Genomic DNA, 23,579 nt, shown 5'->3' with positions numbered 1-23,579 from the left:
GAGCTGCCGGCCGACAAGATCGAGTTCTCGAACGGCCGCTACATGGTGCAGTACCGCGAGCAGCTGATGCCGCTGGTCGCCATGGACGGCGTCACCATCGCCAGCCAGGGCGCCCAGCCGATCCTGGTGTTCGCCGACGACGGCCGCTCCATGGGCCTCGTCGTCGACGAGATCATCGACATCGTCGAGGAACGGCTCAACATCGAGGTCGGCGGCTCCTCCTCCGGCATTCTCGGCTCGGCCGTGATCAAGGGCCAGGCCACCGAGGTGATCGACGTCGGCCACTTCCTGCCGATGGCGTTCGCGGACTGGTTCACCCGCAAGGAGATGAAGCCGTCGCTGCACTCGCAGTCGGTGCTGCTGGTCGACGACAGCGCGTTCTTCCGCAACATGCTGGCGCCGGTGCTGAAGGCCGCCGGCTACCGCGTCCGCACCGCGCCGACCGCGCAGGAGGGCCTCGCCGCATTGCGCGCCCAGAACTTCGACGTGATCCTGACCGACATCGAGATGCCGGACATGAACGGGTTCGAGTTCGCCGAAGTCGTCCGCGCCGACAACAACCTCGCTGCGACGCCGATCATCGGCCTCTCCGCGCTGGTGTCGCCGGCGGCGATCGAGCGCGGCCGTCAGGCCGGCTTCCACGATTACGTCGCCAAGTTCGACCGTCCCGGCCTGATCGCGGCGCTGAAGGAGCAGACCGCGGGCGCCGCCGGCGCCTCCGAGCTGAGCCGGGCGGCCGCGGCTTAGGCCCCAAAGCGGGATCGATCAGGAGAGAGGTAAGATGAGCAAGACCCAGTCCAGCGAAGGCGCCATGGTCGAGTACGTCACCGCGATGATCGGCGGCCAGCTGTTCGGCCTGCCGATCTCGCGCGTCCAGGACGTGTTCATGCCCGAGCGCGTCACCCGCGTGCCCTTGGCCTCGCGCGAGATCGCCGGCGTGCTGAACCTGCGCGGCCGCATCGTCACCGTGGTCGACATGCGCTCGCGCCTCGGCCTGCCCAAGGACGCGGACGGCAAGACCGCGATGGCGGTCGGCGTCGATTTGCGCGGCGAATCCTATGGCCTCCTGATCGACCAGATCGGCGAGGTGCTGCGCCTGCCCGAGGACGGCAAGGAGGACAACCCCGTCAACCTCGACCCCCGCATGGCCAAGCTCGCCGGCGGCGTCCACCGCCTCGACGGCCAGCTCATGGTCGTCCTCGACGTCGACCGCGTGCTCGAGCTCGCGCCCGAGATGATGGCGGCCTGATACGGCGGCATTGCCGCCGAGGACTTAAGTGCCCCCGCAAAGGGGGAAGGAAGCAGAGGTTCACATGCGAACTTGTCTCGTCGTTGATGATTCCAGCGTCATCCGAAAGGTTGCGCGCCGGATCCTGGAGGGGCTCGACTTCCAGATCCTCGAAGCCGAGGACGGTGAGAAGGCGCTGGAGGCCTGCAAGCGCGGCCTGCCCGACGCAGTACTGCTCGACTGGAACATGCCGGTCATGGACGGCTACGAGTTCCTCGGCCATCTCAGGCGCATGCCCGGCGGCGACCAGCCCAAGGTGGTGTTCTGCACCACCGAGAACGACGTCGCGCATATCGCGCGCGCGCTGCACGCCGGCGCCAACGAGTACATCATGAAGCCGTTCGACAAGGACATCGTGACGGCGAAATTTCAGGAAGTCGGCCTGATCTGAGCGAGCGCCCGGAGGCTGAACGGATCCTTCGGCGTTTGTTTTCAACTGAACCGTTTCAGTCTGAGTTGGTGGGTAATGAGTGTTGCGTTCGCAGGTAGTTCGACCACGGGCACGTCGCGCGATGCCGGGCCGCTGCGGGTGATGATCGTCGATGACTCCGTCGTCATCCGCGGTCTGATCTCGCGCTGGATCGGTGCCGAGCACGACATGGAGGTCGCGGCGTCGCTGCGCACCGGGCTCGAGGCGGTCAACCAGCTCGATCGCATCAATCCCGATGTTGCCGTGCTCGACATCGAAATGCCCCAGCTCGATGGTCTCTCCGCGCTGCCGCAACTGCTCGCGAAGAAGCGCGATCTCGTCATCATCATGGCTTCGACCCTGACCCGCCGCAACGCGGAGATCAGCTTCAAGGCGTTGTCGCTCGGCGCGGCCGATTACATTCCCAAGCCGGAATCGACGCGTGAGGCGTCGGCCGCGGACATTTTCCATCACGACCTGATCCAGAAGATCCGTCATCTGGGCGCGCGTCTGCGTCGCAAGTCTGCGGTTGCGAGCCCGCCGCTGGCGCCGGCGAGCCCGGCTCCCGTCGCGCGCGGCCCTGTCGCGCGGCCTGCGGCGCCTGCGCCCGCTCCGGCGGTGCCGGCCGCGTCGTCAGGATCGCTCGCGACACGTCCGTTCTCGACCCAGGCACCCAAGGTGCTGCTGATCGGCTCCTCGACCGGCGGCCCTCAGGCGCTGATGGCGCTCGTCACCGAGCTCGGCCCCGTGATCGATCGCTTCCCGGTGCTGATCACCCAGCACATGCCGCCGACCTTCACCACCATCCTGGCCGAGCATCTGGCGCGCTCGAGCCGCCGGCCGGCGAGCGAGGCGGTCGACGGGGAGCCGGTGAAGCCGGGACGGATTTACCTCGCACCGGGCGGCAAGCACATGCGCGTCGCGCGCAGCGGCGCTGATCCTGTGATCGCGCTCGACGACGGCCCCGCCGTCAATTTCTGCAAACCTGCGGTCGATCCGCTCTTCACCTCCGCCATCGAGGTCTGGCACGGCAACATCCTCTCGTTGATCCTGACCGGCATGGGCTCGGACGGAATGCGCGGCGGCAAGGAGATCGTTGCGGCCGGCGGCAGCGTGATCGCGCAGGACGAAGCCTCCAGCGTGGTCTGGGGCATGCCGGGCGCGGCGGCCAATGCCGGCATCTGCGCGGCGATCCTGCCGCTCAACCAGATCGGCCCCAAGGTCAACCGCCTGTTCGCGGGAGATCGCTCGTGACACCCGCAGATTACGATTATCTGCGCAAGTTCCTGAAAGAGCGCTCCGGTCTCGATCTCTCCGCCGACAAGCAATATCTGGTCGAGAGCCGGCTGCTGCCGCTCGCGCGCAAGGCAAGCCTTCCCGGCATTCCCGATCTCGTTCTGAAGATCAGGAACGGCGACGGCCGGCTTGCGACCGACGTGGTCGAAGCGATGACCACCAACGAGACGTTCTTCTATCGCGACAAGATTCCGTTCGATCACCTGCGCGACACCATCCTGCCGGAGCTGATCCAGGCGCGTGCGGCGCGCAGGTCGCTTCGAATCTGGTCGGCGGCCTCCTCGACCGGGCAGGAGCCCTATTCGATCGCGATGTGCGTGAAGGAGATGGGCTCAGCTCTCGCCGGCTGGCGCATCGAGATCGTCGCCACCGACCTGTCGCAGGAGGTGCTGGAGAAATCCAAGGCCGGCGTCTACAGCCAGTTCGAGGTGCAGCGCGGCCTGCCGATCCAGCATCTGGTGAAATACTTCGCGCAAACCGGCGAGCTCTGGCAGCTCAACGCCGACATTCGCGCCATGGTGCAGTTCCGCCAGCTCAATCTGCTGCAGGACTTCTCCCACCTCGGCACGTTCGACGTGATCTTCTGCCGCAACGTGCTGATCTATTTCGACCAGGACACCAAGGCGGTGATTTTCGAGCGCATGGCGAAGGCGATGGAGGCCGACGGCACGTTGCTGCTTGGCGCCGCCGAATCCGTCGTCGGCCTCACGGACGCGTTCCGCCCAATCGCCGATCGCCGCGGTCTCTATGAGCTCAACCCCGCGCGCTCTGGCCGCCCCATGGGCGGATTGATGCCGCAGCCGCTGAAGGTCGCTGCGGCGAGGTGATCTGCTTCTCGTCATTCCGGGGCCGCGCGTAAGCGCGGAGCCCGGAATCCATAACCACAGGGCTCCGAAATGGGCAGGCGGTCAGACGTGGGGCCCTTCGGTCTGCCTGTGGCTATGGATTCTCTGATGCGCAACTGCGCATCATAGTTCGCGACTGCGTCGCGCCCCGGAATGACGGGCCGTCACAAAATCGCGTGCGGGAGAAATCGCGAGCGGTTGCCCGTGATCGGGCTCTCGTCCTCGCGGATCGACAGCCCGCAGGGCTCGTGGTTCACCAGCCAGCTTCCGATCACGGGATAGAAGCCAGAAAAATTCGGCAGCGGTGACAAGGCCTGGCGCACGAAGCCTTCGGCGCCGTACGGCCCCGTCTGCTCGTCGAGCGGCATGCCGCCGGAAACCAGCGTGACATTGGCGCCTTCGCGCGACAGCAGCGGCTTGCGCACATAGGACGTGCCGAGCTCGGCGGCGCGCGGGTCGTCCTCGAAGAAGGCCGGCAGCAGATTGGGATGGTTCGGAAACATCTCCCAGAGCAGCGGCAAGATGCCCTTGTTGGACAGCACCGCCTTCCATGGCGGCTCGATCCAGCGCGTCGGCGCATCCTTCAGCTTGGCGCCGAAGGCGTCCTGGAACATCCATTCCCAGGGATAGAGCTTGAAGGCGAGCGCGATGTCGTTCTCGTCGAGATCGACGAAGCCGCCGGCCTCGTCGCGCCAGCCGACCTGCTCGATGTTGAGCAGCGTCGTCGTAAGTCCGGCCTGGCGCGCGGTGTCTTCGAGATAAGCGAGCGTGCCGGCGTCCTCTTCGTTGCCGGTGATCCCGGTGAGATGGACGTGGCGACCGCCGGCGATCTCCTTCCATGCTGCGATCAGCCGCTCATGGATGGAGTTGAACTGGTCGGCACGCGCCGGGATGACGCGGCGTTCGATCGCCTGTTCGAGCCAGGTCCATTGGAACACCGCGGCCTCGAAGATCGAGGTCGGCGTATCCGCATTGTACTCGAGCAGCTTTGCCGGCGACTTGCCGTCGAACCTCAGATCGAGCCGGCCATAGAGGCTGCGGTCGCGGCGCTTCCAGCTCTCGGCGATCAGGCCCCAGAACGCTTCCGGAATCTTCAAGCGCCGCAAGGAGCGCTCGTCGCCGATGACACGGCCGGCAAGCTCCAGGCACATCGCGTCGATCTCGCCGGTCGGCGCCTCGATGCCGCGCTCGATCTCGTCCAGCGTGAAGCCGTAATAGGCCCGCTCGTCCCAATAGCGCTCGCCGTCCATGGTGTGGAAGACGAAGCCGCATCGCGCCGCGGTCTCCCGCCAGTCGTCGCGCTCCAGACAGGTGATGCGCTGCATTGGTCAGCCGCCGCCGGAAAAGCCATGGCCGAACGAGCCGAAGCCGCCACGGCTCACGCTGCTGTGGCCGGAATCCGATGACGTGCTCGATGAGGAATGGCTGGAGGAATCACTGCTGTAGAAGCTCGATCGCGACGATGAGCCCGAGCCGCCGCTGCCGCCCGAGGAGCTGATTCTGCTGCTGCTACATGCGGTGCTCGTCTGCACAGTTGGATCCGCGCCGGGAGGAGAGGGCTCGCAGGTCTGCCGCGGCATCAGCGTGTAGGCGGTGGTGCCGACCGCGATCGTGCCCATCACCAGCAGCGCGACGTGGCCGGAGCGCTTCACCGGCGGCCGCGGCGGCGGCTCGGCCACCGGCCGGCGCTTGCCGAACTCCTTCTTGGCGGGTTTGTCGGCCATGTCAGTAGATCATGCTGGCGGCGTTGAGCAGCCCCGCGGCGAGCGAGGACAGGCCGAGCCAGATCGCCGGGGCAAGCTCGCCGGCGGAGATCCGCTCCGAGAGGTTCGGCACCGGGACCTTGACGAGGAAGAACACGATGACCTGCACGACCAGCGCGATCGTCGCCCAGATCAGGCAGTCCAGCACGTTGGCCGAATGCGCGATGGCGCTGACCAGCGGCGCCACGAAGCCGAGCAGGCTGAGCCCGAGCGCGATCGCCGCAGCCGGCTCGTTGTCGCGGATCAGCTGGAACTCGTTATGCGCGGTGATGCGGGTATAGACGAACAGATAGGCCACGACCGCGATCAACCCGGTGCAGAAATAGACCAGGAAGGCGGGCAGGCCGGCCAGTGATTGCAGGATCATCGTTCCCCCATCGGTCAGCGACCATTCGTCGGCAGGAGGAGGCTAGCGGTTCAAACGTTAAGCTTCCGATGAAGCGTCCCCCAAAACGAAAACCCCGCCATTTGCGGCGGGGTCCAGGCAGGGAGGAGCGAGCCTGACTGGGCTCGCGACGTAACCTTTAAGATCAGGCGGGGATGCGCTCGTCGGCCTCGTGCGGCTCGCGCAGCACGTAGCCGCGGCCCCACACGGTCTCGATGAAATTGCGGCCTTCGGAGGCGTTGGCGAGCTTCTTGCGGAGCTTGCAGATGAAGACGTCGATGATCTTCAGCTCGGGCTCGTCCATGCCGCCATAGAGATGGTTGAGGAACATTTCCTTGGTGAGCGTCGTGCCCTTGCGCAAGCTGAGCAGCTCCAGCATCTGATATTCCTTGCCGGTCAGATGCACGCGCTGGCCGCCGACTTCCACCGTCTTGGTGTCGAGGTTGACGACGAGGTCGCCGGTCTGGATGACCGACTGGGCATGGCCTTTGGAGCGGCGCACGATGGCGTGGATGCGGGCCACCAGCTCGTCCTTGTGGAAGGGCTTGGTCATGTAGTCGTCGGCGCCGACGCCGAGACCCTTGACCTTGTCCTCGATGCCGGCGAGGCCGGAGAGGATCAGAATCGGTGTCTTGATCTTGGAGACCCGGAGCTGCTTGAGCACGTCGTAGCCGGACATGTCGGGCAGGTTGAGGTCGAGGAGAATAATGTCGTAATCGTATAGTTTACCGAGATCGACGCCTTCTTCCCCCAAATCGGTCGTGTAGACGTTGAAGCTCTCCGACTTCAGCATCAGCTCGATCGACTGCGCGACGGCGCTGTCATCTTCAATCAGCAAAACGCGCATGCCAGTTCCCCATAGTCGCCGCTCCTGGGCGTCAGGTCGGCCGCATTCGCGGCACTCAACAAAACGCCTTTGAACAACTGATTCGGATCCTGACAACAGATGGTTAACAAAGTCTGATTCTGGAACGCAAGTCCCCCGGTGCAATTTTTGTCGAATCGCCCTAAGGTCTTGCGCGCGAAGCAGCTTTCGTTACCCGATTCCGTTCAAGCTCCACTTTAAGAGACGGGCCTAACCGACTCCCGCGACTCAGCCTTCTTCTGAAGGGGAGTCACGCTCAGTCTCAAAGACAGTGACGCAATGATTAATGATGCGGGTAAACACGAAGTTAAGCGCCGTTCAGAAATATGGCGAAACTTAAGGTTTTCACCGTGATGTCCCGGGATTACCGATGGCGACCATCTCATGAGGACCCTCATATGAAGGCGCGCTGCCGATGAAAGCGCTTGCCGAACAGATCGGCGACATCGACGGCATCAACATCTATGGCCGCGTCGTCGGCGTTCGCGGCCTGATGGTCGAGGTGGCCGGTCCGATTCACGCGATGTCGGTCGGCGCACGGCTGGTGATCGAGACCGGCGCCAACCGCACCATTCCGTGCGAGGTGATCGGCTTCTCCGGCAACAATGCCGTGGTGATGCCGTTCGCCGGGCTCGAGGGCGTCCGCCGCGGCTGCAAGGCGGTCATCGCCAATGCCGCCAATCAAGTGCGGCCGTCCGCAGCATGGCTCGGCCGCGTCGTCAACGCGCTGGGCGAGCCGATCGACGGCAAGGGGCCGCTGCCGCAGGGCTCTTCGCCGATGCCGTTCCGCAATACGCCGCCGCCCGCACATTCGCGCAAGCGTGTCGGCAGCCCGCTCGATCTCGGCGTGCGCGCCATGAACACCTTTCTCACCTGCTGCCGCGGTCAGCGCATGGGCATCTTCGCAGGCTCCGGCGTCGGCAAGTCGGTGCTGCTGTCGATGCTGGCGCGCAACGTCGATGCCGATGTCAGCGTCATCGGGCTGATCGGCGAACGCGGCCGCGAGGTGCAGGAATTCCTGCAGGACGATCTCGGCGAGGAGGGCCTGGCGCGCTCGGTCGTGGTGGTTGCGACCTCCGACGAGCCGGCACTGATGCGCCGCCAGGCGGCGTATCTGACGCTCGCGGTCGCCGAATATTTTCGCGACGAGGACAAGGACGTGCTCTGCCTGATGGACTCGGTGACGCGCTTTGCCATGGCCCAGCGCGAGATCGGACTGTCCGCCGGCGAGCCGCCCACGGCCAAGGGCTACACGCCGACCGTCTTCACCGAGTTGCCGAAGCTCTTGGAGCGGGCCGGGCCGGGATTGGGCGAGGGCGCCATCACCGCGATCTTCACCGTGCTGGTCGATGGCGACGACCATAACGAGCCGATCGCGGATGCCGTGCGCGGCATCCTCGACGGCCACATCGTGATGCAGCGCTCGATCGCCGAGCGCGGCCGCTACCCTGCGATCAACATCCTCAAATCCGTCTCGCGAACGATGCCGAAATCGGCCGATCCGCAGTTCTGGCCGGTCATCCAGCGGGCGCGGGCGGTGATGGCGACCTATGCCGACATGGAGGAGTTGATCCGTCTCGGCGCCTACCGCGCCGGCTCCAGTCCCGAGGTCGACGAGGCGATCCGCCTGCATGAGCCGCTGGAAGCTTTCCTGCGCCAGCGCAAGGACGAAAAGGCATCACTCGCGGAGGGCTATCGCCAATTGGCGCAGATCCTCGGCAATTTGGAAACGGAACGCTAACTTTGTCCGGTCATCATCCGATCCCACAGAGTAGCAGAGCCGGTCTGGGCCCCCATCGGGCCCGTGGGGTGACCGGTATCGTCCCACGTGCAGCGGGGGGACTTCTGGGGAGTACGAGTCGATGAAGTCACGAGATACCCTCATCCGCCTGAAGAAGTTTCAGGTCGACGAGAAGCGCCGCCGGGTCACCCAGATCGAGACCATGATCGCCGACTTCCAGCGCATGTCGGTCGATCTCGAACGCGAGATCCAGACCGAGCAGGAGCGCGCCGGGATCAACGATCCTTCGCACTTTGCCTACCCGACCTACGCCAAAGCCGCCATCCAGCGCCGCGAGAACCTGACCCGTTCGGCCGACGAGCTCAAGGGCCAGCTCGAGGAAGCCAAGGCCGCGCTGGCCGAGGCCTTCGAGGAGCTGAAGAAGGTCGAGCTGCTCGACGAGCGCGACCAGGCGCGCGAGCGCGCCGAGGAGAGCGCCCGCGAGCAGGCCGACCTCGACAGCATCGGCCTGATGCGTGCCCGCATCGGCGCCGTCGCCTGAACCGCTAGCCCGTCCCTCCAGGACATTGCCAAAACCCGGACCCGCAAGGTCCGGGTTTTCGCATGTGCTGTCCACAGTGTGGCGCCGCGCCCCTTGGTGGTTGCCTTGGCTGCGCGCTATGGTGGTGGAGATGAATGCTGCGCCAGCGACGGCGGTGCCACCTCTCCATTGGGAGAGGTCGGCGCGGAGCGCCGGGTGAGGGGTGACGGTCCGCCGTTAGCCCCGCGCCCCCTCACCCGGTTTGCTGCGCAAATCGACCTCTCCCCGTCGGGGAGAGGTGAAGGCAAGCGGCGGGCCGCGTGTCGGGGGGCTGAATGCTGACGCCACCGGAGCTGGTCGGGTTGATTGAGGCGGTGGCGAAGGGCGATCAGACCGCGTTCGAGCGCCTCTACGCGGCCACGCGCGCGAAACTCTATGGCGTCGTGCTCCGTATCTTGCGCAGGCAGGATCTCGCGGAGGAGGTCATTCAGGAGACTTACGTCAAGATCTGGAACAGCGCCGGTCAGTTCAACCCGGCCCTGTCGTCGCCGATCACGTGGATGGCCTCGATCGCGCGCAACCGCGCCATCGACATCGTGCGGAAAAAATCGGAGACCTCCATCGAGGAAGAGCCTCAGGCGATGGAGGTGGCGGCCGAAAGTCCCGATCCGCTGGCGCGCCGCGAGATGACCGAGGAGCTGAAGCGGCTCCTGGAATGCATCGGCCGGCTCGAGCCGGACCGTCAGAGGCTCGTGCTGCTCGCCTATTACAACGGCTGGAGCCGCGAGCAATTGGCGGAGAAATTCGCCGCGCCCGTCAACACGGTGAAGACGTGGCTGCGGCGCAGCATGCTGGATATCCGGGAGTGCCTCGGACTTTAGAGGATGATGAGAGTGGCACGAACCAGCGCGGCAACGGCAGTCCACCTCTCCCCGTTGGGGAGAGGTCGGCGCATCGCGCCGGGTGAGGGGCCGCAGATCTCCCGAGAGACCGTAACCCCTCACCCGGACCGCATCTTGCGATGCGACATAGCCGAAGCTCTGCTTCGGCGTTCTTTAGAACGGCCGCCAAAGGCGGCCTATGCCTCTCACTTCGGGAGAGGTGAAGGACATTGATGGCCTACACGGAGGACCATATCGCGCTCGCCGCGGAATACGCGCTCGGGACGCTCGGCGCCGACGAGCGCGCGCAGGTCGAGACCATGATGGCGGTGGACCCGGCGTTCGCCGAAATCGTGCAGGCGTGGTCCTATCGGCTCGGCGTGCTCAACCAGATGGTCGGCTCGGTCGAGCCGCGTCCGATCGTGTGGGAGAACATCAGGGCGGAGATCACGCGCACGGCCGCCGCGCAGGAGCAGCAGCCCGCGCGCGCCGAGGCTTCGCCGCCGCCACCGCCGCCTGTGCCCGACTCATTCTCGCTCGGACCTGCGGAGGCTCCCCCCGAGAGCTCGCCGCCGCCGCAGATGCTGCATCCCGAAGCCGGGCCGCCTGAGGCGCCGCGTCCCGAGCCTGATGCGCTTCCGGACATCGCGCCGCAATTCATTCCGCAGGTCCATGCGCCGGATACCAATGTCGTCCGTGCGCCGCAGGCGCCGGTCGCCGACGACAGCAATGTGATTCGTCTCGAGGGCCGGGTGAAGCGCTGGCGCAACGTCGCGTCCGCTGTCGGCGCGCTTGCCGCCGCGCTGCTGGTGACGCTGTCGCTGCAGATTTTCCTGCCCGAGGCGCTGCCGGGCGCCTTGCGTCCCGCGCCGCGCATCCAGACGGTCGAGGTGAAGACGCCGGCGGCGCCGCTCGCCGCCTCCGCGCAATATGTCGCGCTGCTGCAGGGCCAGGGCGGCGGTCCCGCCTTTATCATGACCATCGACGGCGCGACGCGGAATTTCACGGTGCGAAAGGTTGGCGCCACACCGGAGCCCGGCAAGAGCTTCGAGCTCTGGCTGATCTCGGACAAGCTGCCGCGCCCGCGCTCGCTCGGCGTGATCGGCGCCAGCGATTTCACCGCGCGTCCGCTGCTCGCCTCCTACGATGCCGAGGTCGTCAATGGCGCGACCTACGCGGTCACGGTGGAGCAGGCCGGCGGCTCACCGAACGGCCAGCCGACCTCCGCCCCGGTGTTTTCCGGCAAGCTGATCGAGACCGTGCCGCCGGCCCAGCCGCAGGCGCCAGCGCAAAAATAGCTGCCAGGGCCATTGTCGCCGCGGTCCATCCCGCCGTCGCATCCCGACAAGTGCCCCCGAATCTGCCCCCGATTTGAACCTCCGTCCGGCCCGCCGCGTCAAATCCCCGGAATTTGAACGCGGTGATGCCGGAAAGGGCGAGCAAATCAGATGGATGCAGCGAGAACGCCGGGCATCTTCGTTCATCAATATGCAGGCCTGCCGCACGGTCCGGCCTTCGAGCATTGGCGCGAGCGGGCCGTCGGTCCCTGCGGCCTCGATATCGGGCCGAGCCATGGCGAACGCATCGATTGCCGTCTGCAGATCAGCGTTGTCGACAACATCACGCTCGCCATTCCGGAAGGCGCCTCGGCGCAATATTCGCGCACGCAGAGCCACCTTGCCGACGGCAGCGACGATCTCGTGCTGATATTGGCCCATGCGGGGCTCGTCCGTGTCGGGTCGAACGGCCACACCGTCGAGCTCACGCCCGCCCAGATGGTGCTGGTCGACATGAGCGTGACCGGGACCGTCGGCCACACCGAGGCAGACCGCTTCACCACCATTCGCATGCCGCGCCGTGCGCTGCTCGACATCAGTCCGCGCGCCGAGGACAAGCTCTCGCAAATGCTGTCAGACGGCGCGGTCGCCGAGACCATCTTCCGCTACCATGCGCTCGCCGCCAATCACGCGCCACATCTCGATGCGGTCGGCCAGCGCCTGACCGCGCAGCACATGGTCGATCTCGTTGGTCTCCTGCTCGGCACCGATGCCGAGCATGCAAGCCGCGCACGTGGGCGCGGGCAGGCGGCGGCGCGCCTCGATCTCATGCGCGCCGACGTGATGGCCGCGCTCGGCCGCAACGATCTCTGCCTCGCCGAGGTTGCGACACGCGCAGGGCTCAGCCCGCGCCAGGCCCAGCGCCTGTTCGAGCAGGCCGGCACCACCTTCACCGAATTCGTGCTGGAGCAGCGCCTGCTCCAGGCGCGCAAGCTGCTCGGCGATCCCCGCGCCAGGATGCGCAAGATCAGCGACATCGCGCATTCCTCCGGCTTCTCCGATCTGTCCTATTTCAACCGCGCCTTCCGCAAGCGTTTCGGCGCGACGCCGTCGGAACTGCGCGAGGCGTAGGCTTTCGGTTCTTGGGCTTACGATCTTGTGCAGCAGCCTTGCGCCGCCGCAGTTGGTCGATCCTGACGAATGGGCTATATCTAGCCGCGCGGGCAGGCCGCAGGATCCTCGGAAAGTGCGAGTAGGCGGACATGGCGCGTATCGTCGTGCTCGGCGCCGGATTTGCAGGCCTGTGGGCGGCTATCGGTGCTGCACGCAAGCGTGACGAGATCGGCGCGAGCGACCGCGACATCGAGATCCACCTCATCGACCGCAATCCCTATCACAACATCCGCGTGCGCAATTACGAGACCGACCTTAGCGAGGTCGCGCTTCCGCTTGCGCAATTGCTCGATCCGATCGGCGTCACGCATGGCCTCGGCGAGATCGAGGCCATCGATCCCGCGCATCGAAAAATTTCGCTCGTCACCAGCGGCGGCGAGGAGACGCTGGGCTATGACCGCCTCGTGCTCGCGCTCGGCAGCGAGGTGATGCGTCCCGACATTCCGGGCCTTGCCGACCATGGGTTCGACGTCGATACCTATGCTGCGGCGCTCCGCCTCGAGGACCATCTCGTCGCGCTTGGGCGCAGCGCGCCGTCGCCGGGGCGTTCGACGGTCGTGGTGGTCGGCGCCGGCTTTACCGGCATCGAGGTCGCGGCCGAAATGCCGGACAGGCTGGCGCGTGCCGGCATCACCGGCAGCCGCCGCATCATCCTGGTCGATCCCAATCCAACTGTGGGCGCCAGCATCGGCGCGCATGCGCGGCCCGTCATCGAATCGGCCTTGTCGTGGCTCGATGTCGAGACGAGGCTCGGCGTGCGCATCGCCTCCGTCGAAGCGGCCGGCGTTCATTTGAGCTCGGGCGAGTTCATCCCGACCCAGACGGTGATCTGGTGCGGCGGCATGCGTGCGAGCCGGCTGGCCGAAAACTTTCCGGGCGCGCGCGATCGCCTCGGGCGCCTGCTGGTCGATCCCTTCATGCGCGTTGCCAATCTGCCCGGCGTGTTCGCGGCCGGCGATGTCGCCTCGAGCGTGATCGACGGGCTGCATCCGACCGTGATGTCCTGCCAGTTCGCCCGCCCCATGGGCCGCTTCGCCGGCCACAATGTGGTGGCCGATCTCGCAGGTGAGCCCATGCTGCCGCTGCGGATCGACTGGTACGTCACCGTGCTCGACCTCGGTGATTGGGGCGCGCTCTATACCGAAGGCTGGGATCGCGAGGTGCGGACGATCGGCGCGGCCGCGAAGGCGACCAAAGAGACCATCAACCGCAAGCGCATCTATCCGCCGCTCAATGGCAGCAAGGACGATCTGTTCGCGGCGGCAGCACCGACGGTACAGGCGCCGCCGCCGACCTATGGGGCACCGCGCCGTTGAGCTGGCGCGTAGGTTCACCAAGCGAGCGATGAAACGAAGGCGACGGGTTGGCGCGGTCGGCTGCGGCGGAGCGACTGCCAGCCATTGTCCGCTCCGGGGCTCCTGAGCCGATTGTGCCGCTCGCTGCCGAGAGGTCGGCAAATGACTCGAAGCCGGACATCCGGGCGAACCGACCGGCGCAGGCCCTATGGTGGGCGTAGCGCATGAAGATGCACCAGCGTCATAAGAAGCTTCGCCTCCGCCGCACAACGCAGTTAGCACTATCGGCTCGGTGATGCGTAAGAGCGTCCGATTGCTGACCTCTGCCCCGCAGCCGACGATCTTGGCCTCGCACTCTGACACTACGGCCCTCAGGCTCGCATGTCATATCTTTCGATTGCTATCGAGCGACTAATATCGAACGACGGCCCAATTTTATCCGAAGATGACTTGCTCACGAAGCATGTTCTCCCGAAGATCGAACCGTGCAATCCAGCTCTCACTTAAAGGAGCAATCCAATGGCACTCAGAAATCTGACGGTTGCAACGACCCTCGCCGTATTGACTGCAGTCGGGGGAGTCTGGTTCTCGCCGGCCGCCCACGCAGGCAGCACCAAGACGTGCACGACGACGAATACCAATGATCCTTCGAACGGCTGGACGACCACGACCTCGAATACCCAAACGTCTTCATGCAACAGTAACTCGGATACCGGCGCTACACCGACTACCTCAACGACAACCAACCCCGGTGGGAACACGCCTAAGCCCAAGCAATAAGGCCTAGCAATTTAGTCGGCGGCTCTTCCCGGAGGAGCCGCCGACCGCTCGCGAAGTTCCTCTCATGAAGCTGCTGCTGGCATCTCTGGTCGCCGTCAGTTTGGGGGCGGCGGCATACAATCGGGGGATTTTCCCCGAGAACGCGCGGGATTTTGCCTGGACCCAAGCGGCGCAGTACCTCCCCGAATGGTTGGCGGACGCTCCTCCTGAAAGTCCTAAATACCTTCTTGCGCCGGTTCGTCGGGGGGACATCGCCACGACCGTGACCGCGAGTGGCGCGTTGTCGGCCATCACGACCGTCCTTGTCAGCTCGCAGGTATCCGGGCAGATGCTCCGCATCCTGGCGGACTACAACACCGAGGTTCGTCCGGGCGACGTGATCGCCCAGATCGATCCGCTCAGCTTCCAGATCGCTTTGGAGCAAGCGGAAAGCGAATTGAGTGTCGCCGAAGCGGCCGTGCTGATTCAGAAGCGTGTTCAGGAAAAGGCGGCCGCCGATCTCGCCAGCGCCGGCTCCGTGATGGAGAGGGCGCGGTTCGTGATCGAGCGCGAGCGCATCGTCGTCGCCGAGGCTCAGCGCGAACTGGATCGCAAGCTTACCTTGGCCAAGGCGGGCAACATCTCGCAGGTCGACTTATCCAGGGCGCAGGCCGCGTTCGACATGGCGGTACAAAACTACAAGTCGGCTGAGGCTGACGAACGCACCAACATCGCGCTCGCTCAGGCTGCCGAGTCAGCGCGGCGCTCGGCCGAGGCGCAGGTGATTCATGCCAACGCGGTCGTGCAGCAAAGGCGGGCGGCCGTAAAGGCTGCGCAGACCGAGCTGGAGCGTACCAACATCCGCTCGCCCGTCGACGGAGTAGTGATCGGACGCACTATCGAGGAGGGCCAGCAGGTCACCGTCACCTTGCAGACCCAAACGCTGTTCACCGTGGCTCGGGATCTTCGCGAGATGCAGATCAAGATCTCAGTTGATGAGGCCGACATCGGCAAGGTCCGTGAGGGTCAGCCAGTCATCTACACGGTGGACAGCTTCCCCGGACGCGAGTTCCGGGCCGAGGTGAAGCAGATCCGCAAGGACTCGCACGAGAAGCAGAACGTGATCACCTACGTGGTGGTGGCCGACGCGCCGAACCCGGACAAGATTCTGATGCCTGGAATGACGGCGAACGCCCGCATCGTCATCGACGCCCACACGAACGTGCATAAGGTGCCGGTCGCCGCGTTGCGCTTTACCCCAGCCGGAGAGCGCGGACCGGAAGCTTCCCACCTCTGGACCTTGGGAGAGAATCAGCGGCCGAGGCCGGTTCCGGTTCGAGTGGGGCTGTCGGACGGCAGCATGGTCGAGATCTCCATCACCGAGCCAGTTGAGCAGGTCATCGTCGGGGTCGACCAGCGAGAACCGACGCCCACCATCACGCGACGGATCATCGGGAGCATGTAGATGGCGCTGGTGGCCGTCTCGGATCTGACAAAAACCTATATGCTCGGCCAGACGGCGGTGCCAGCGCTCCGGGGCATATCGCTCGCCATCGACAGGGGTGAATTCGTCGCCGTCATGGGCTCGTCGGGCTCCGGCAAGTCGACATTGATGAACCTTCTCGGCTGCCTCGACGCCCCCAGCAGCGGCACTTATCACCTCGCTGGACAGGACGTGCTGCGCCTGTCGAGCAACAAGTTAGCGGCGGTCCGCAACACGAGCGTCGGCTTCGTGTTCCAGCAGTTCAATCTGCTGGCGCGGGCGACGGCGCTCGAAAACGTCGAGCTTCCGATGGTTTATGCCGGCATCGGATGGCGCGAACGCACGCGCCGGGCGCGCGAGGTCCTGGCGCAGGTCGGCCTCTCGGACCGCGAGCACCATCGCCCCTCGCAATTGTCCGGCGGACAACAGCAACGGGTCGCCATAGCCCGCGCCCTGGTGAACCAGCCGCTTCTTCTGCTCGCCGACGAGCCCACTGGTGCGCTCGACTCGGTGACTTCCGATGAGATCATGGCCACTCTGGTCCGTCTCAACGAGGGCGGGCTCACGGTGATCGTCGTGACGCACGACGCCGAGGTTGCCCGCTATGCACGTCGGGTGATCCACTTCAAGGACGGCAGAGTAGTGTCCGACGATCTGAACCAAAACATCCGGGCCGCCGCGTGAAACTCGTCAACAGCACCCTTGCGGCGTTACGCGCCGTTCGCGTCAACAAGCTGCGCAGCGCGCTGACCATGCTCGGTATCGTTCTGGGAGTGTCATCGGTGACCGTCATGATGGCGGTCGGTGGCGGGGCGAGCCAGCGCATCCAGACCGAAATGCGCAATCTCGGAGCGAACACCATCGTGTTGAACTCGGGGGCGCTGAAGAGCGCCGGGGTGTCCAAGGGACAGGGCTCACGACCGAGCGTTACGCTCGCCGACGCGCAGGCCATCGAAAACGAAGTCCCGGCCGTGACCGCGACCTCGCCGCAGCACAACTTCGCGGGGATGCAACTGATCTATGGCAATGCGAACTGGTCGACCCTGGTCACCGGTACGACACCGGAGTACCTCACAATCCGCAATTGGGCGGTGAGCCGGGGCCGCGCCTTTGACCGCGAGGACGTGATCCAGGGCAGCAAGGTGGTCGTGCTCGGGCGGACCGTGGCCGAACAACTGTTTGGCAATCAGAGCCCGGTGGGGCAGGAAATCCGCGTCAACCGCGTTCCGATGACGGTGATCGGCGAACTGGCGGCCAAGGGGCAAAGCCTGGCTGGGGTCGATACGGACGACACCGCTGTCATCCCGATCTCGACCGCGCTCAATCGGGTTGTCGGGCGCAATCCGGCCAATCCTCGGGCGATCTCGGGCGTGATCATCAAGGTGCGCGACGGCGCCAACATGGCTTCGGCCTTCAGCGACATTCGTCAGGTCGTGCGCGAGCGCCACGGTCTCCTGCCCGCACAGGAGGACGATTTTCACCTGATCAATCTAACGGAAGTAATGCGGGCCAAGGAGGACTCGGCGCGGGCGCTCGGAATTCTGCTTGCTGCCATCGCGTCCGTGTCGCTTCTGGTCGGCGGGATCGGCATCATGAACATCATGCTCGTCTCGGTCACCGAGCGGATCCGCGAAATCGGGCTGCGGCTCGCGGTTGGAGCCCGGCGAAGCGACATCCTGGGGCAATTCCTGGTCGAGGCGACGATACTGTCCCTGATCGGCGGCATCGCCGGGGTCGTCCTGGGCTTGGGCGGCGCCGTGGCCGTCGAGCGCTACGCCGACCTGGGCGTCGTGCTCAATGGACAGCTCAGCCTCGTCGCCATGGCGTTCGCGGCGGGAGTGGGCATTTTCTTCGGCTTTTACCCGGCCTGGAAGGCGTCATTGCTGCAACCCGTCGAAGCCCTGCGCTCGGACTGATCCCGATCAAATTGCAGATGGCTTAAAGTTGGGTCGACTTCTTTCCTCTGAGCCTTGCTGCAGCCGCAGAATCCCAAATAGCGGGCTCCCCGTCGCGGCGCCCTCCAGTGCCCAATTCTGGCGCCGCGCGTGCTCCTGTAATGCACATCGCCAACTGCGTTCTGCCGCCGACGTGAAGTTTCCCGTAGATGTGATGCAAGCGCATCTTCACGGTGCCTTCCGACAAACCGAGCTTGCTGGCGATCTCCTTGTTGCGCAAGCCTCGCAATAGGAGGTGCACGATATCGGTTTCGCGCAATGTCAGGTTAGTTGTCATCGGTGAGGACCGTTCAGCGCTTGCTAGATGGTGCAACAGGTTAGGGTCAACCCATTTCCGGCCGCGGGACACGCTCTGGACACAATCGATCAAACTGCTGGCGCGAGCGCCGCTCAGTAGAATCCCGTCCACGTCAGGCTTCAGCAGGTCCGCAGCCATTATCGCGTCGCGCTCCTCAAGCAGAAGGATGATCGAAACGGAAGTGCTGTGGGCTCGCAGTTCTGAAACTGTTTTCGCGGTCTCGTGCTGGACGATGGCTTCTGTGAGCAGAACAATATTCGGATGATGGGTGTTCAAGGAGCGCAGGAGTTCATCTTGGGAGGGGCAGCGCGCGACGACCTTATGGCCGCTCGCTTGCAAAAGAGCCTCGATTCCGGCTCCTGCGATGTCGTCGTGGGTGGCAATAACAAGAGTGGCCAATTCACCACTCGGGAGCCGTTTGGAGCCATAGGCGCCGTCTTGTTCAAACGACACAACCGGTTCAATGAAATGAGATCGGTCGAATTTGGTACGCATGACGCATCTCTACGAACGCTGAAACTAATTGTAGTTCGAACGACGGCCCGACCCGAGGACCTTGCATTCCTGCGCGGACGAATATCAAACGAGAGCGTTGGCGCTATTGTTGCTGAACACTTCCGATGTCGATCTCGTCCAGGCACGCAGTACCGTGTTGTCGCATCACAGTATGGTCCCGATGCTTTTCCTAAACTCGTTTAGACAAACGGGGGTCGTCGGACTGCAAGGTACAGGACACAGCAACTGTCCATCTGCAGTGACGAGTACTAGCCGGTCACCTTGAGGGCAACCGGTCGGCGAGTTATCAAGGGTGGTCATGGCGCTACTCCTTCCCTAGCGCAAGGAAGATTGCGGAAACACGTTTAGGTCCCGGATGCATTTATTTTGTTTTAGATCGTTCTACCGAGGACATTCGCGATCGCCCTCCCAGCACTATCGGAATTGCTGCGCAGCATTCGCCAGATCGAAAATTGATAGCGGCAATTAACGCATAAGCCGATCATCGTCCTGTTTGCGCTTGCGACGACAGCAAAAGATGGATCACCAGCCACACAGGAAGTGAAGCAGCAAATTTATCTTTTTTCAACTTGAAACCTTTCGAAGGTCGAAACGTCGCGGGCAGATGTAGTTCCATGAAGGAACAGAGCTGCAGAGAAACGCTAACATCGGTCGAGGTGGTTTCGAGACCATGCCGTCAGCCATTGCTCATCCTAAGGGCCTCCCTTCATCTCAGCGCCTCTGAAGAAGCTTGCGAGTTTCCACATGCCTGATTGAAAACGGAGCCAATATCGGACGCGGTCTCAATTTGAGCGAAAGTACAAACTGAGTGAGCTTGGACATTTTCGCTCCTGCCCCCACGCAGGCGTCTGCCGGCCAATGTCTGCTGTTGGCCCTTTGCCCGCGTTGCTTCCCCCGGTCCCGCAAAGTCAGCTCTCGGTTCAGCGACATGACGGTGCAGCACGCACAGTGTTGCGGTCCCGCGGAGCCGCCCTCAGTTCCTAGGGAAAGCACACAAGCTCTTGCGGCGTCCGACGCGCGAAACACCCACCACCAGGTCAAGCCGGGTCGCCGAAAACATTCCACTTTACCGAAATTCGGAAATGGCGTATATGTCGCGCAACCCGGCCCAAGGAAGAGGGGCGTATCGCGATCGTCACGAACGCGGGCCGGGCGGCGGTGGGCGTTGGTTACATCGGCGCGAAGGGCTTTTGCAGGGCGGGCAACCGTGAGCAAGGCTGTCGCGCACACGACCGGTGTGATCGGCGTACGGCAAAATCGTGTGGTCCTGGCGCCCGGGGTCTGTGCGCCAAGTCTTGTGGTGATGCGTGTCGCCCGACCGGGTGCATGCGTCAGTCATCGGCAAGGCGACGGGGGCAATAGTGCATCGCTCCCCGGGGAGAGCGCGACATAAGCCGTCAAACCACTGCGCAGGGAAGGCCGGGATGTCCTGGCTACACCTGTATTATGCTGTATTATGCCGCTGTGCAGCTTCTCACCACGCAGATTCCGCACAGTGGACCTCGGGTGCCAGCGGGCTCCCGGTCTTCCCTGCGCCCTCTTTCAATTGAGGGTGAAGAGATCAAGCAAAGCTCGGGCATGATGAGCCGCGAGGATGCGAAGGTGTGTCCGTTATCTGAAGATCGATATCGAACGGTGCCGCGAGCACCAATTCCTCGCCGTCACCCTGAGGTGCGATTCGCGTTGCGCAGCAGCGCGAGCGAGCCTCGAAGGGCAACGGCCCAGCTGCATCTCGGCCGTGCATCCTTCGAGGCTCTGCATGCGATGCATCCGCACTTCTTGTGCCCCGGACGCAGCGCAGCGTCTCTTTGACGATGCGCTGCAGAGCCGGGGCCCATGCATCGGAGTGAGTGGGGCCTGCTGGGTCCCGGCTCTGCGCAGCAACGCGAGGAGCGTTGCAGCGCGTCCGGGACGCGCGGGGGCGACTGGTGGGTTCGATGGGTTTGGCGGGTGCTCCCGCAAATGACGAGACCCCCAGACATGCGAAAGCGCCCGTGGGGGGCGGGCGCTTTCTGTAGTCGACTTGGGGTTGGGGTCGTCTACATATCCACGTGGCGACTTTGGGGGGCTGGTAAAGAGCCGCGTGAATTCACAAAACTCGTCAGATCTCCTTAGCGAACGAGGTTCGCATTCGAACTGGTGACAACGACCGGCTTGCCGGCCTTGATGACGCGGGCGGTCTGGGTCAGGCCTTCATCCGAACCCGAGCGTGCCGTGATGCCGAGGCCAGCCACCGCGATCCCTGCGACGAGGGCGACGACCACAATCTTCAAATGGGTCGCGCGATCTGCGCTGTAGATCGAGTGGTTCATGGAAGCCTCCTGCCGCCATCTACCCGAAGTAGTCGCCGACCGTTTCAGGCAGGTTCATGCTTCCGGTGCCCAACAACCTAGTATTGGCCGGATTCGTTCCCAAGAGGCCATCACAAGGGCGTGATAGGACGTGAAAGATCGCGATCGAAGGCGACCCTTGACCGTTCTTTTGTATAATTATTTCAAAGATGTAATGTGCCTGCCGCTCGACTCTTGGACCTCTGGTCGACAAGGCGCCAGGAACTCAAAAACCATTTGCCTGTGGCTGAAAAACACACGGCTTCTTAAGCCAAATCAGATGCTTCCGACCGTTTTCAGCCTCGCCCTGGGGTGGATTTCCGCCTGTGACAGCACGGTGGTCTGGGCCCGGAACCGTTCCACCAGGGAGCGCACGAAGGGCCGAATGGCCGCGGAGGTGACCAGCACCGGCGCCTCGCCTTCGCGGGCGGCGCGCTCGAAGGCCTCGCGCACGGCGGTCATGAACTCCGACAGTTTCGAGGGCTGCATGGCAAGGCTGCGCTCCTCGCCCTGGCCGATGATGGATTCGGCAAAAGCCTGCTCCCATTTCGCCGACAGCGCGATCAGCGGCAGGTAGCCGGCGTACGAGGTGTTTTGCGCGCAGATCTGCCGCGCCAGCCGCGCGCGGACGTGCTCGACCATGGTTGCGGGGGTGCGCGAGAAGGCGAGCGAATCCGCGATGCCTTCGAGGATGGTGGAGAGATCGCGGATCGAGATGCGCTCGGCGAGCAAGAGCTGCAGCACGCGCTGGATGCCGGAGACCGTGACCTGGCCCGGGACGATGTCCTTGACCAGCTCGCTCTGCTCCTTCGGCAGCTCCTTGAGCAGCTTCTGCACCTCGCCGTAGGACAACAGGTCCGACATGTTGGCCTTGAGCAGCTCGGTGAGATGGGTCGAGAGCACGGTCGCGGCATCAACGACGGTGTAGCCCTTGAGCGAGGCCTCTTCCTTGAGGCTGGCATCGACCCAGGTCGCGGGCAGGCCGAAGGTCGGCTCGGTGGTGTGGATGCCGGGCACCTGCACCTGGCTGCCGCCGGGATCCATGACCATGAACTGGTTCGGCCAGATCTTGCCGGTGCCGGCGTCGACCTCCTTGATCTTGATGATGTAGGTGTTGGCCTCGAGCTGGACGTTGTCGAGGATGCGCACCGCCGGCATCACAAAACCCATCTCGATCGCGAGCGAGCGGCGCAGCGCCTTGATCTGCTCGGTGAGGCGGTCGGTGCCGTCGGGGCCGTTGACCAGCGGCAGCAGGGCGTAGCCGAGCTCGATCTTGAGGTCGTCGATCTTGAGTGCAGCCGAGATCGGCTCCTCCGTCGCGGCAGCGCCCGGCGCACCCGGCGTTCCCGGAGCGGGTGCGGCCATGGCGGCCTGCTCGGCCTTGACGGCTGTTTTCTTGTGGTTGCGGGCGTGCCAGGCCAGCGCGCCGGCGCCGGCGCCGAGCGCGAGGAAGGGAAGGGTCGGAATGCCCGGCAGTGCCGCCAGCACCAGCATCACCGCCGAGGACATCGCCAGCGCCTGCGGATAGCCGGAAAACTGCTTCATCAGCGCCTTGTCGGCGGCGCCGGAGACGCCGGCCTTGGAGACGAGCAGGCCGGCCGCGGTCGAGACGATCAGCGCCGGCACCTGGGTGACGAGGCCGTCACCGACGGTCAGCAGCGTGTAGCTGCGCCCCGCATCGGCAAAGGACATGCCCTGCTGCGCGACGCCGATGATCATGCCGCCGACGACGTTGATGAAGACGATCAGGAGGCCGGCGATGGCATCGCCCCGGACGAACTTGGAGGCACCGTCCATGGCGCCGAAGAAGCCGCTCTCGTCCTCCAGCTCCTTGCGCCGCTCCTTGGCGACCTTCTCGTCGATCAGGCCGGCGGAGAGGTCGGCGTCGATCGCCATCTGCTTGCCGGGCATGGCGTCGAGGTGGAAGCGCGCGGCGACTTCGGCGATGCGGCCCGAACCCTTGGTGATGACGACGAAGTTGACGATGATCAGGATGGCGAACACGATGATGCCGATGACGAAATTGCCGCCCATCACGAAGTTGCCGAAGGCCTCGATGACGTGACCGGCCGCAGCCGTGCCTTCGTGCCCGTGTGACAGGATCAGTCGGGTCGATGCCATGTTGAGCGACAGGCGCAGCATGGTCGAGATCAGCAGGATGGTCGGAAAGGCGGAGAATTCGAGCGGCGCCTGGATGAACAGCGAGGTCATCAGGATCAGGATCGAGAGCGTGATCGAGATCGCCAGAAACAGGTCCAGCACGATCGCGGGCAGGGGCAGGATCAGCACCACCAGAATGGTGAGGATGCCGAGCGCCAGCGCGATGTCGCCGCGCTTGAGGACAGTGACGATGTCGTTGAGGGAGGGGATTCCGGGTTTCGCGTTGCCTACGCCCTGTCCCGCGGTGACGTCGACCATGGTAGCTGCCTCCCCGCGCGACTGCCGCCCGCGCGCCCCAAACGTCTGCGCGGCGGCCGAAGGGCCGCCGTTCCGAAAGTGA

General features: G+C 64.4%; 21 protein-coding genes. 14 read left to right on the top strand and 7 right to left on the bottom strand.

Annotation, left to right across the window (positions count from 1 at the left end):
• From HZZ13_RS33935 to HZZ13_RS33915, 5 genes are all read left to right on the top strand, one after another.
• Positions 1–747, top strand: a 747-nt coding sequence (locus HZZ13_RS33935) for a response regulator (protein ID WP_197963798.1), incomplete at its 5' end; no start/stop codon positions are given.
• Positions 748–781: 34 nt separating this feature from the next.
• Positions 782–1,249, top strand: a complete 468-nt coding sequence (locus tag HZZ13_RS33930) for a chemotaxis protein CheW (protein WP_197963797.1) — start codon at positions 782–784, stop codon at positions 1,247–1,249.
• 64 nt (positions 1,250–1,313) lie between these two features.
• Entirely contained in the window at positions 1,314–1,679 is a 366-nt protein-coding gene (locus HZZ13_RS33925) for a response regulator (RefSeq protein ID WP_007600538.1), read from the top strand.
• 75 nt (positions 1,680–1,754) lie between these two features.
• Positions 1,755–2,951, top strand: coding sequence for a protein-glutamate methylesterase/protein-glutamine glutaminase (locus tag HZZ13_RS33920; protein WP_197963796.1), 1,197 nt, complete (start codon positions 1,755–1,757; stop codon positions 2,949–2,951).
• A complete protein-coding gene (locus HZZ13_RS33915) occupies positions 2,948–3,820 on the top strand; it encodes a CheR family methyltransferase (protein WP_197963795.1) in 873 nt (290 codons plus the stop codon). Before HZZ13_RS33920 ends, HZZ13_RS33915 begins: the two co-directional genes overlap by 4 nt.
• A gap of 182 nt (positions 3,821–4,002) precedes the next feature.
• Here HZZ13_RS33915 and HZZ13_RS33910 read toward each other — a convergent pair whose 3' ends face one another.
• From HZZ13_RS33910 to ctrA, 4 genes are all read right to left on the bottom strand, one after another.
• A complete protein-coding gene (locus HZZ13_RS33910) occupies positions 4,003–5,163 on the bottom strand; it encodes a glutathionylspermidine synthase family protein (RefSeq protein WP_197963794.1) in 1,161 nt (386 codons plus the stop codon).
• Between the two features lie 3 nt (positions 5,164–5,166).
• Entirely contained in the window at positions 5,167–5,562 is a 396-nt protein-coding gene (locus HZZ13_RS33905) for a hypothetical protein (RefSeq protein WP_197963793.1), read from the bottom strand.
• 1 nt (position 5,563) lies between these two features.
• Positions 5,564–5,968 (bottom strand): DUF350 domain-containing protein, encoded by a 405-nt coding sequence (locus tag HZZ13_RS33900; RefSeq protein ID WP_197963792.1) that lies wholly within the window; start codon positions 5,966–5,968, stop codon positions 5,564–5,566.
• A 163-nt stretch (positions 5,969–6,131) separates the two neighbouring features.
• Positions 6,132–6,833, bottom strand: coding sequence for a response regulator transcription factor CtrA (gene ctrA / locus HZZ13_RS33895; RefSeq protein WP_016848562.1), 702 nt, complete (start codon positions 6,831–6,833; stop codon positions 6,132–6,134).
• Positions 6,834–7,266: 433 nt separating this feature from the next.
• Here ctrA and fliI point away from each other — a divergent pair, with 433 nt between their 5' ends.
• The 9 genes from fliI (at position 7,267) to HZZ13_RS33850 (ending at position 17,896) form a co-directional block, all read left to right on the top strand.
• Entirely contained in the window at positions 7,267–8,592 is a 1,326-nt protein-coding gene (gene fliI, locus HZZ13_RS33890; RefSeq protein ID WP_197963791.1) for a flagellar protein export ATPase FliI, read from the top strand.
• A gap of 121 nt (positions 8,593–8,713) precedes the next feature.
• Complete coding sequence (gene fliJ / locus HZZ13_RS33885; protein WP_197963790.1) at positions 8,714–9,133, top strand: flagellar export protein FliJ; 420 nt, start codon at positions 8,714–8,716, stop codon at positions 9,131–9,133.
• Between the two features lie 314 nt (positions 9,134–9,447).
• Positions 9,448–9,993 carry a sigma-70 family RNA polymerase sigma factor gene (locus HZZ13_RS33880; RefSeq protein ID WP_197963789.1) on the top strand — a complete coding sequence of 182 codons (546 nt, stop codon included), beginning with the start codon at positions 9,448–9,450 and terminating at the stop codon, positions 9,991–9,993.
• Positions 9,994–10,226: 233 nt separating this feature from the next.
• Complete coding sequence (locus tag HZZ13_RS33875) at positions 10,227–11,291, top strand: anti-sigma factor (protein ID WP_197963788.1); 1,065 nt, start codon at positions 10,227–10,229, stop codon at positions 11,289–11,291.
• A 150-nt stretch (positions 11,292–11,441) separates the two neighbouring features.
• Entirely contained in the window at positions 11,442–12,401 is a 960-nt protein-coding gene (locus tag HZZ13_RS33870) for a helix-turn-helix transcriptional regulator (RefSeq protein WP_197963787.1), read from the top strand.
• A gap of 131 nt (positions 12,402–12,532) precedes the next feature.
• Positions 12,533–13,759, top strand: a complete 1,227-nt coding sequence (locus tag HZZ13_RS33865) for an NAD(P)/FAD-dependent oxidoreductase (RefSeq protein ID WP_197963786.1) — start codon at positions 12,533–12,535, stop codon at positions 13,757–13,759.
• Positions 13,760–14,582: 823 nt separating this feature from the next.
• Positions 14,583–15,962 (top strand): efflux RND transporter periplasmic adaptor subunit, encoded by a 1,380-nt coding sequence (locus HZZ13_RS33860; protein WP_197963785.1) that lies wholly within the window; start codon positions 14,583–14,585, stop codon positions 15,960–15,962.
• Complete coding sequence (locus HZZ13_RS33855; RefSeq protein WP_283817202.1) at positions 15,963–16,664, top strand: ABC transporter ATP-binding protein; 702 nt, start codon at positions 15,963–15,965, stop codon at positions 16,662–16,664.
• Complete coding sequence (locus HZZ13_RS33850) at positions 16,661–17,896, top strand: ABC transporter permease (RefSeq protein WP_197963784.1); 1,236 nt, start codon at positions 16,661–16,663, stop codon at positions 17,894–17,896. The genes HZZ13_RS33855 and HZZ13_RS33850 overlap by 4 nt, the downstream gene beginning before the upstream one ends.
• A 22-nt stretch (positions 17,897–17,918) precedes the next feature.
• Here HZZ13_RS33850 and HZZ13_RS33845 read toward each other — a convergent pair whose 3' ends face one another.
• The 3 genes from HZZ13_RS33845 to flhA form a co-directional block, all read right to left on the bottom strand.
• On the bottom strand, positions 17,919–18,728 hold the full coding sequence (locus HZZ13_RS33845) for a response regulator transcription factor (protein WP_197963783.1): 810 nt from the start codon (positions 18,726–18,728) through the stop codon (positions 17,919–17,921).
• Positions 18,729–20,860: 2,132 nt separating this feature from the next.
• Positions 20,861–21,061: a hypothetical protein gene (locus tag HZZ13_RS33840; RefSeq protein WP_197963782.1), complete on the bottom strand. Its 201-nt coding sequence runs from the start codon at positions 21,059–21,061 to the stop codon at positions 20,861–20,863.
• Positions 21,062–21,355: 294 nt separating this feature from the next.
• Entirely contained in the window at positions 21,356–23,497 is a 2,142-nt protein-coding gene (gene flhA / locus HZZ13_RS33835; protein ID WP_197963781.1) for a flagellar biosynthesis protein FlhA, read from the bottom strand.
• Positions 23,498–23,579: the final 82 nt, after the last annotated feature.

The sequence above is a fragment of the Bradyrhizobium agreste genome (genome assembly GCF_016031625.1).
Classification (GTDB): Bacteria; Pseudomonadota; Alphaproteobacteria; order Rhizobiales; family Xanthobacteraceae; genus Bradyrhizobium; species Bradyrhizobium agreste.
This window is presented reverse-complemented; position numbering and strand designations above follow the sequence as displayed.

Bases quoted from the DNA above. Each gene is read 5' to 3' on its own strand.
- HZZ13_RS33930 (WP_197963797.1), top strand. From the start codon at position 782: ATGAGCAAGACCCAGTCCAGCGAAGGCGCCATGGTCGAGTACGTCACC.
- HZZ13_RS33925 (WP_007600538.1), top strand. From the start codon at position 1,314: ATGCGAACTTGTCTCGTCGTTGATGATTCCAGCGTCATCCGAAAGGTT.
- HZZ13_RS33920 (WP_197963796.1), top strand. From the start codon at position 1,755: ATGAGTGTTGCGTTCGCAGGTAGTTCGACCACGGGCACGTCGCGCGAT.
- HZZ13_RS33910 (WP_197963794.1), bottom strand. From the start codon at position 5,163: ATGCAGCGCATCACCTGTCTGGAGCGCGACGACTGGCGGGAGACCGCG.
- HZZ13_RS33905 (WP_197963793.1), bottom strand. From the start codon at position 5,562: ATGGCCGACAAACCCGCCAAGAAGGAGTTCGGCAAGCGCCGGCCGGTG.
- HZZ13_RS33900 (WP_197963792.1), bottom strand. From the start codon at position 5,968: ATGATCCTGCAATCACTGGCCGGCCTGCCCGCCTTCCTGGTCTATTTC.
- ctrA (WP_016848562.1), bottom strand. From the start codon at position 6,833: ATGCGCGTTTTGCTGATTGAAGATGACAGCGCCGTCGCGCAGTCGATC.
- fliI (WP_197963791.1), top strand. From the start codon at position 7,267: ATGAAAGCGCTTGCCGAACAGATCGGCGACATCGACGGCATCAACATC.
- fliJ (WP_197963790.1), top strand. From the start codon at position 8,714: ATGAAGTCACGAGATACCCTCATCCGCCTGAAGAAGTTTCAGGTCGAC.
- HZZ13_RS33880 (WP_197963789.1), top strand. From the start codon at position 9,448: ATGCTGACGCCACCGGAGCTGGTCGGGTTGATTGAGGCGGTGGCGAAG.
- HZZ13_RS33875 (WP_197963788.1), top strand. From the start codon at position 10,227: ATGGCCTACACGGAGGACCATATCGCGCTCGCCGCGGAATACGCGCTC.
- HZZ13_RS33870 (WP_197963787.1), top strand. From the start codon at position 11,442: ATGGATGCAGCGAGAACGCCGGGCATCTTCGTTCATCAATATGCAGGC.
- HZZ13_RS33865 (WP_197963786.1), top strand. From the start codon at position 12,533: ATGGCGCGTATCGTCGTGCTCGGCGCCGGATTTGCAGGCCTGTGGGCG.
- HZZ13_RS33860 (WP_197963785.1), top strand. From the start codon at position 14,583: ATGAAGCTGCTGCTGGCATCTCTGGTCGCCGTCAGTTTGGGGGCGGCG.
- HZZ13_RS33855 (WP_283817202.1), top strand. From the start codon at position 15,963: ATGGCGCTGGTGGCCGTCTCGGATCTGACAAAAACCTATATGCTCGGC.
- HZZ13_RS33845 (WP_197963783.1), bottom strand. From the start codon at position 18,728: ATGCGTACCAAATTCGACCGATCTCATTTCATTGAACCGGTTGTGTCG.
- HZZ13_RS33840 (WP_197963782.1), bottom strand. From the start codon at position 21,061: ATGAACCACTCGATCTACAGCGCAGATCGCGCGACCCATTTGAAGATT.
- flhA (WP_197963781.1), bottom strand. From the start codon at position 23,497: ATGGTCGACGTCACCGCGGGACAGGGCGTAGGCAACGCGAAACCCGGA.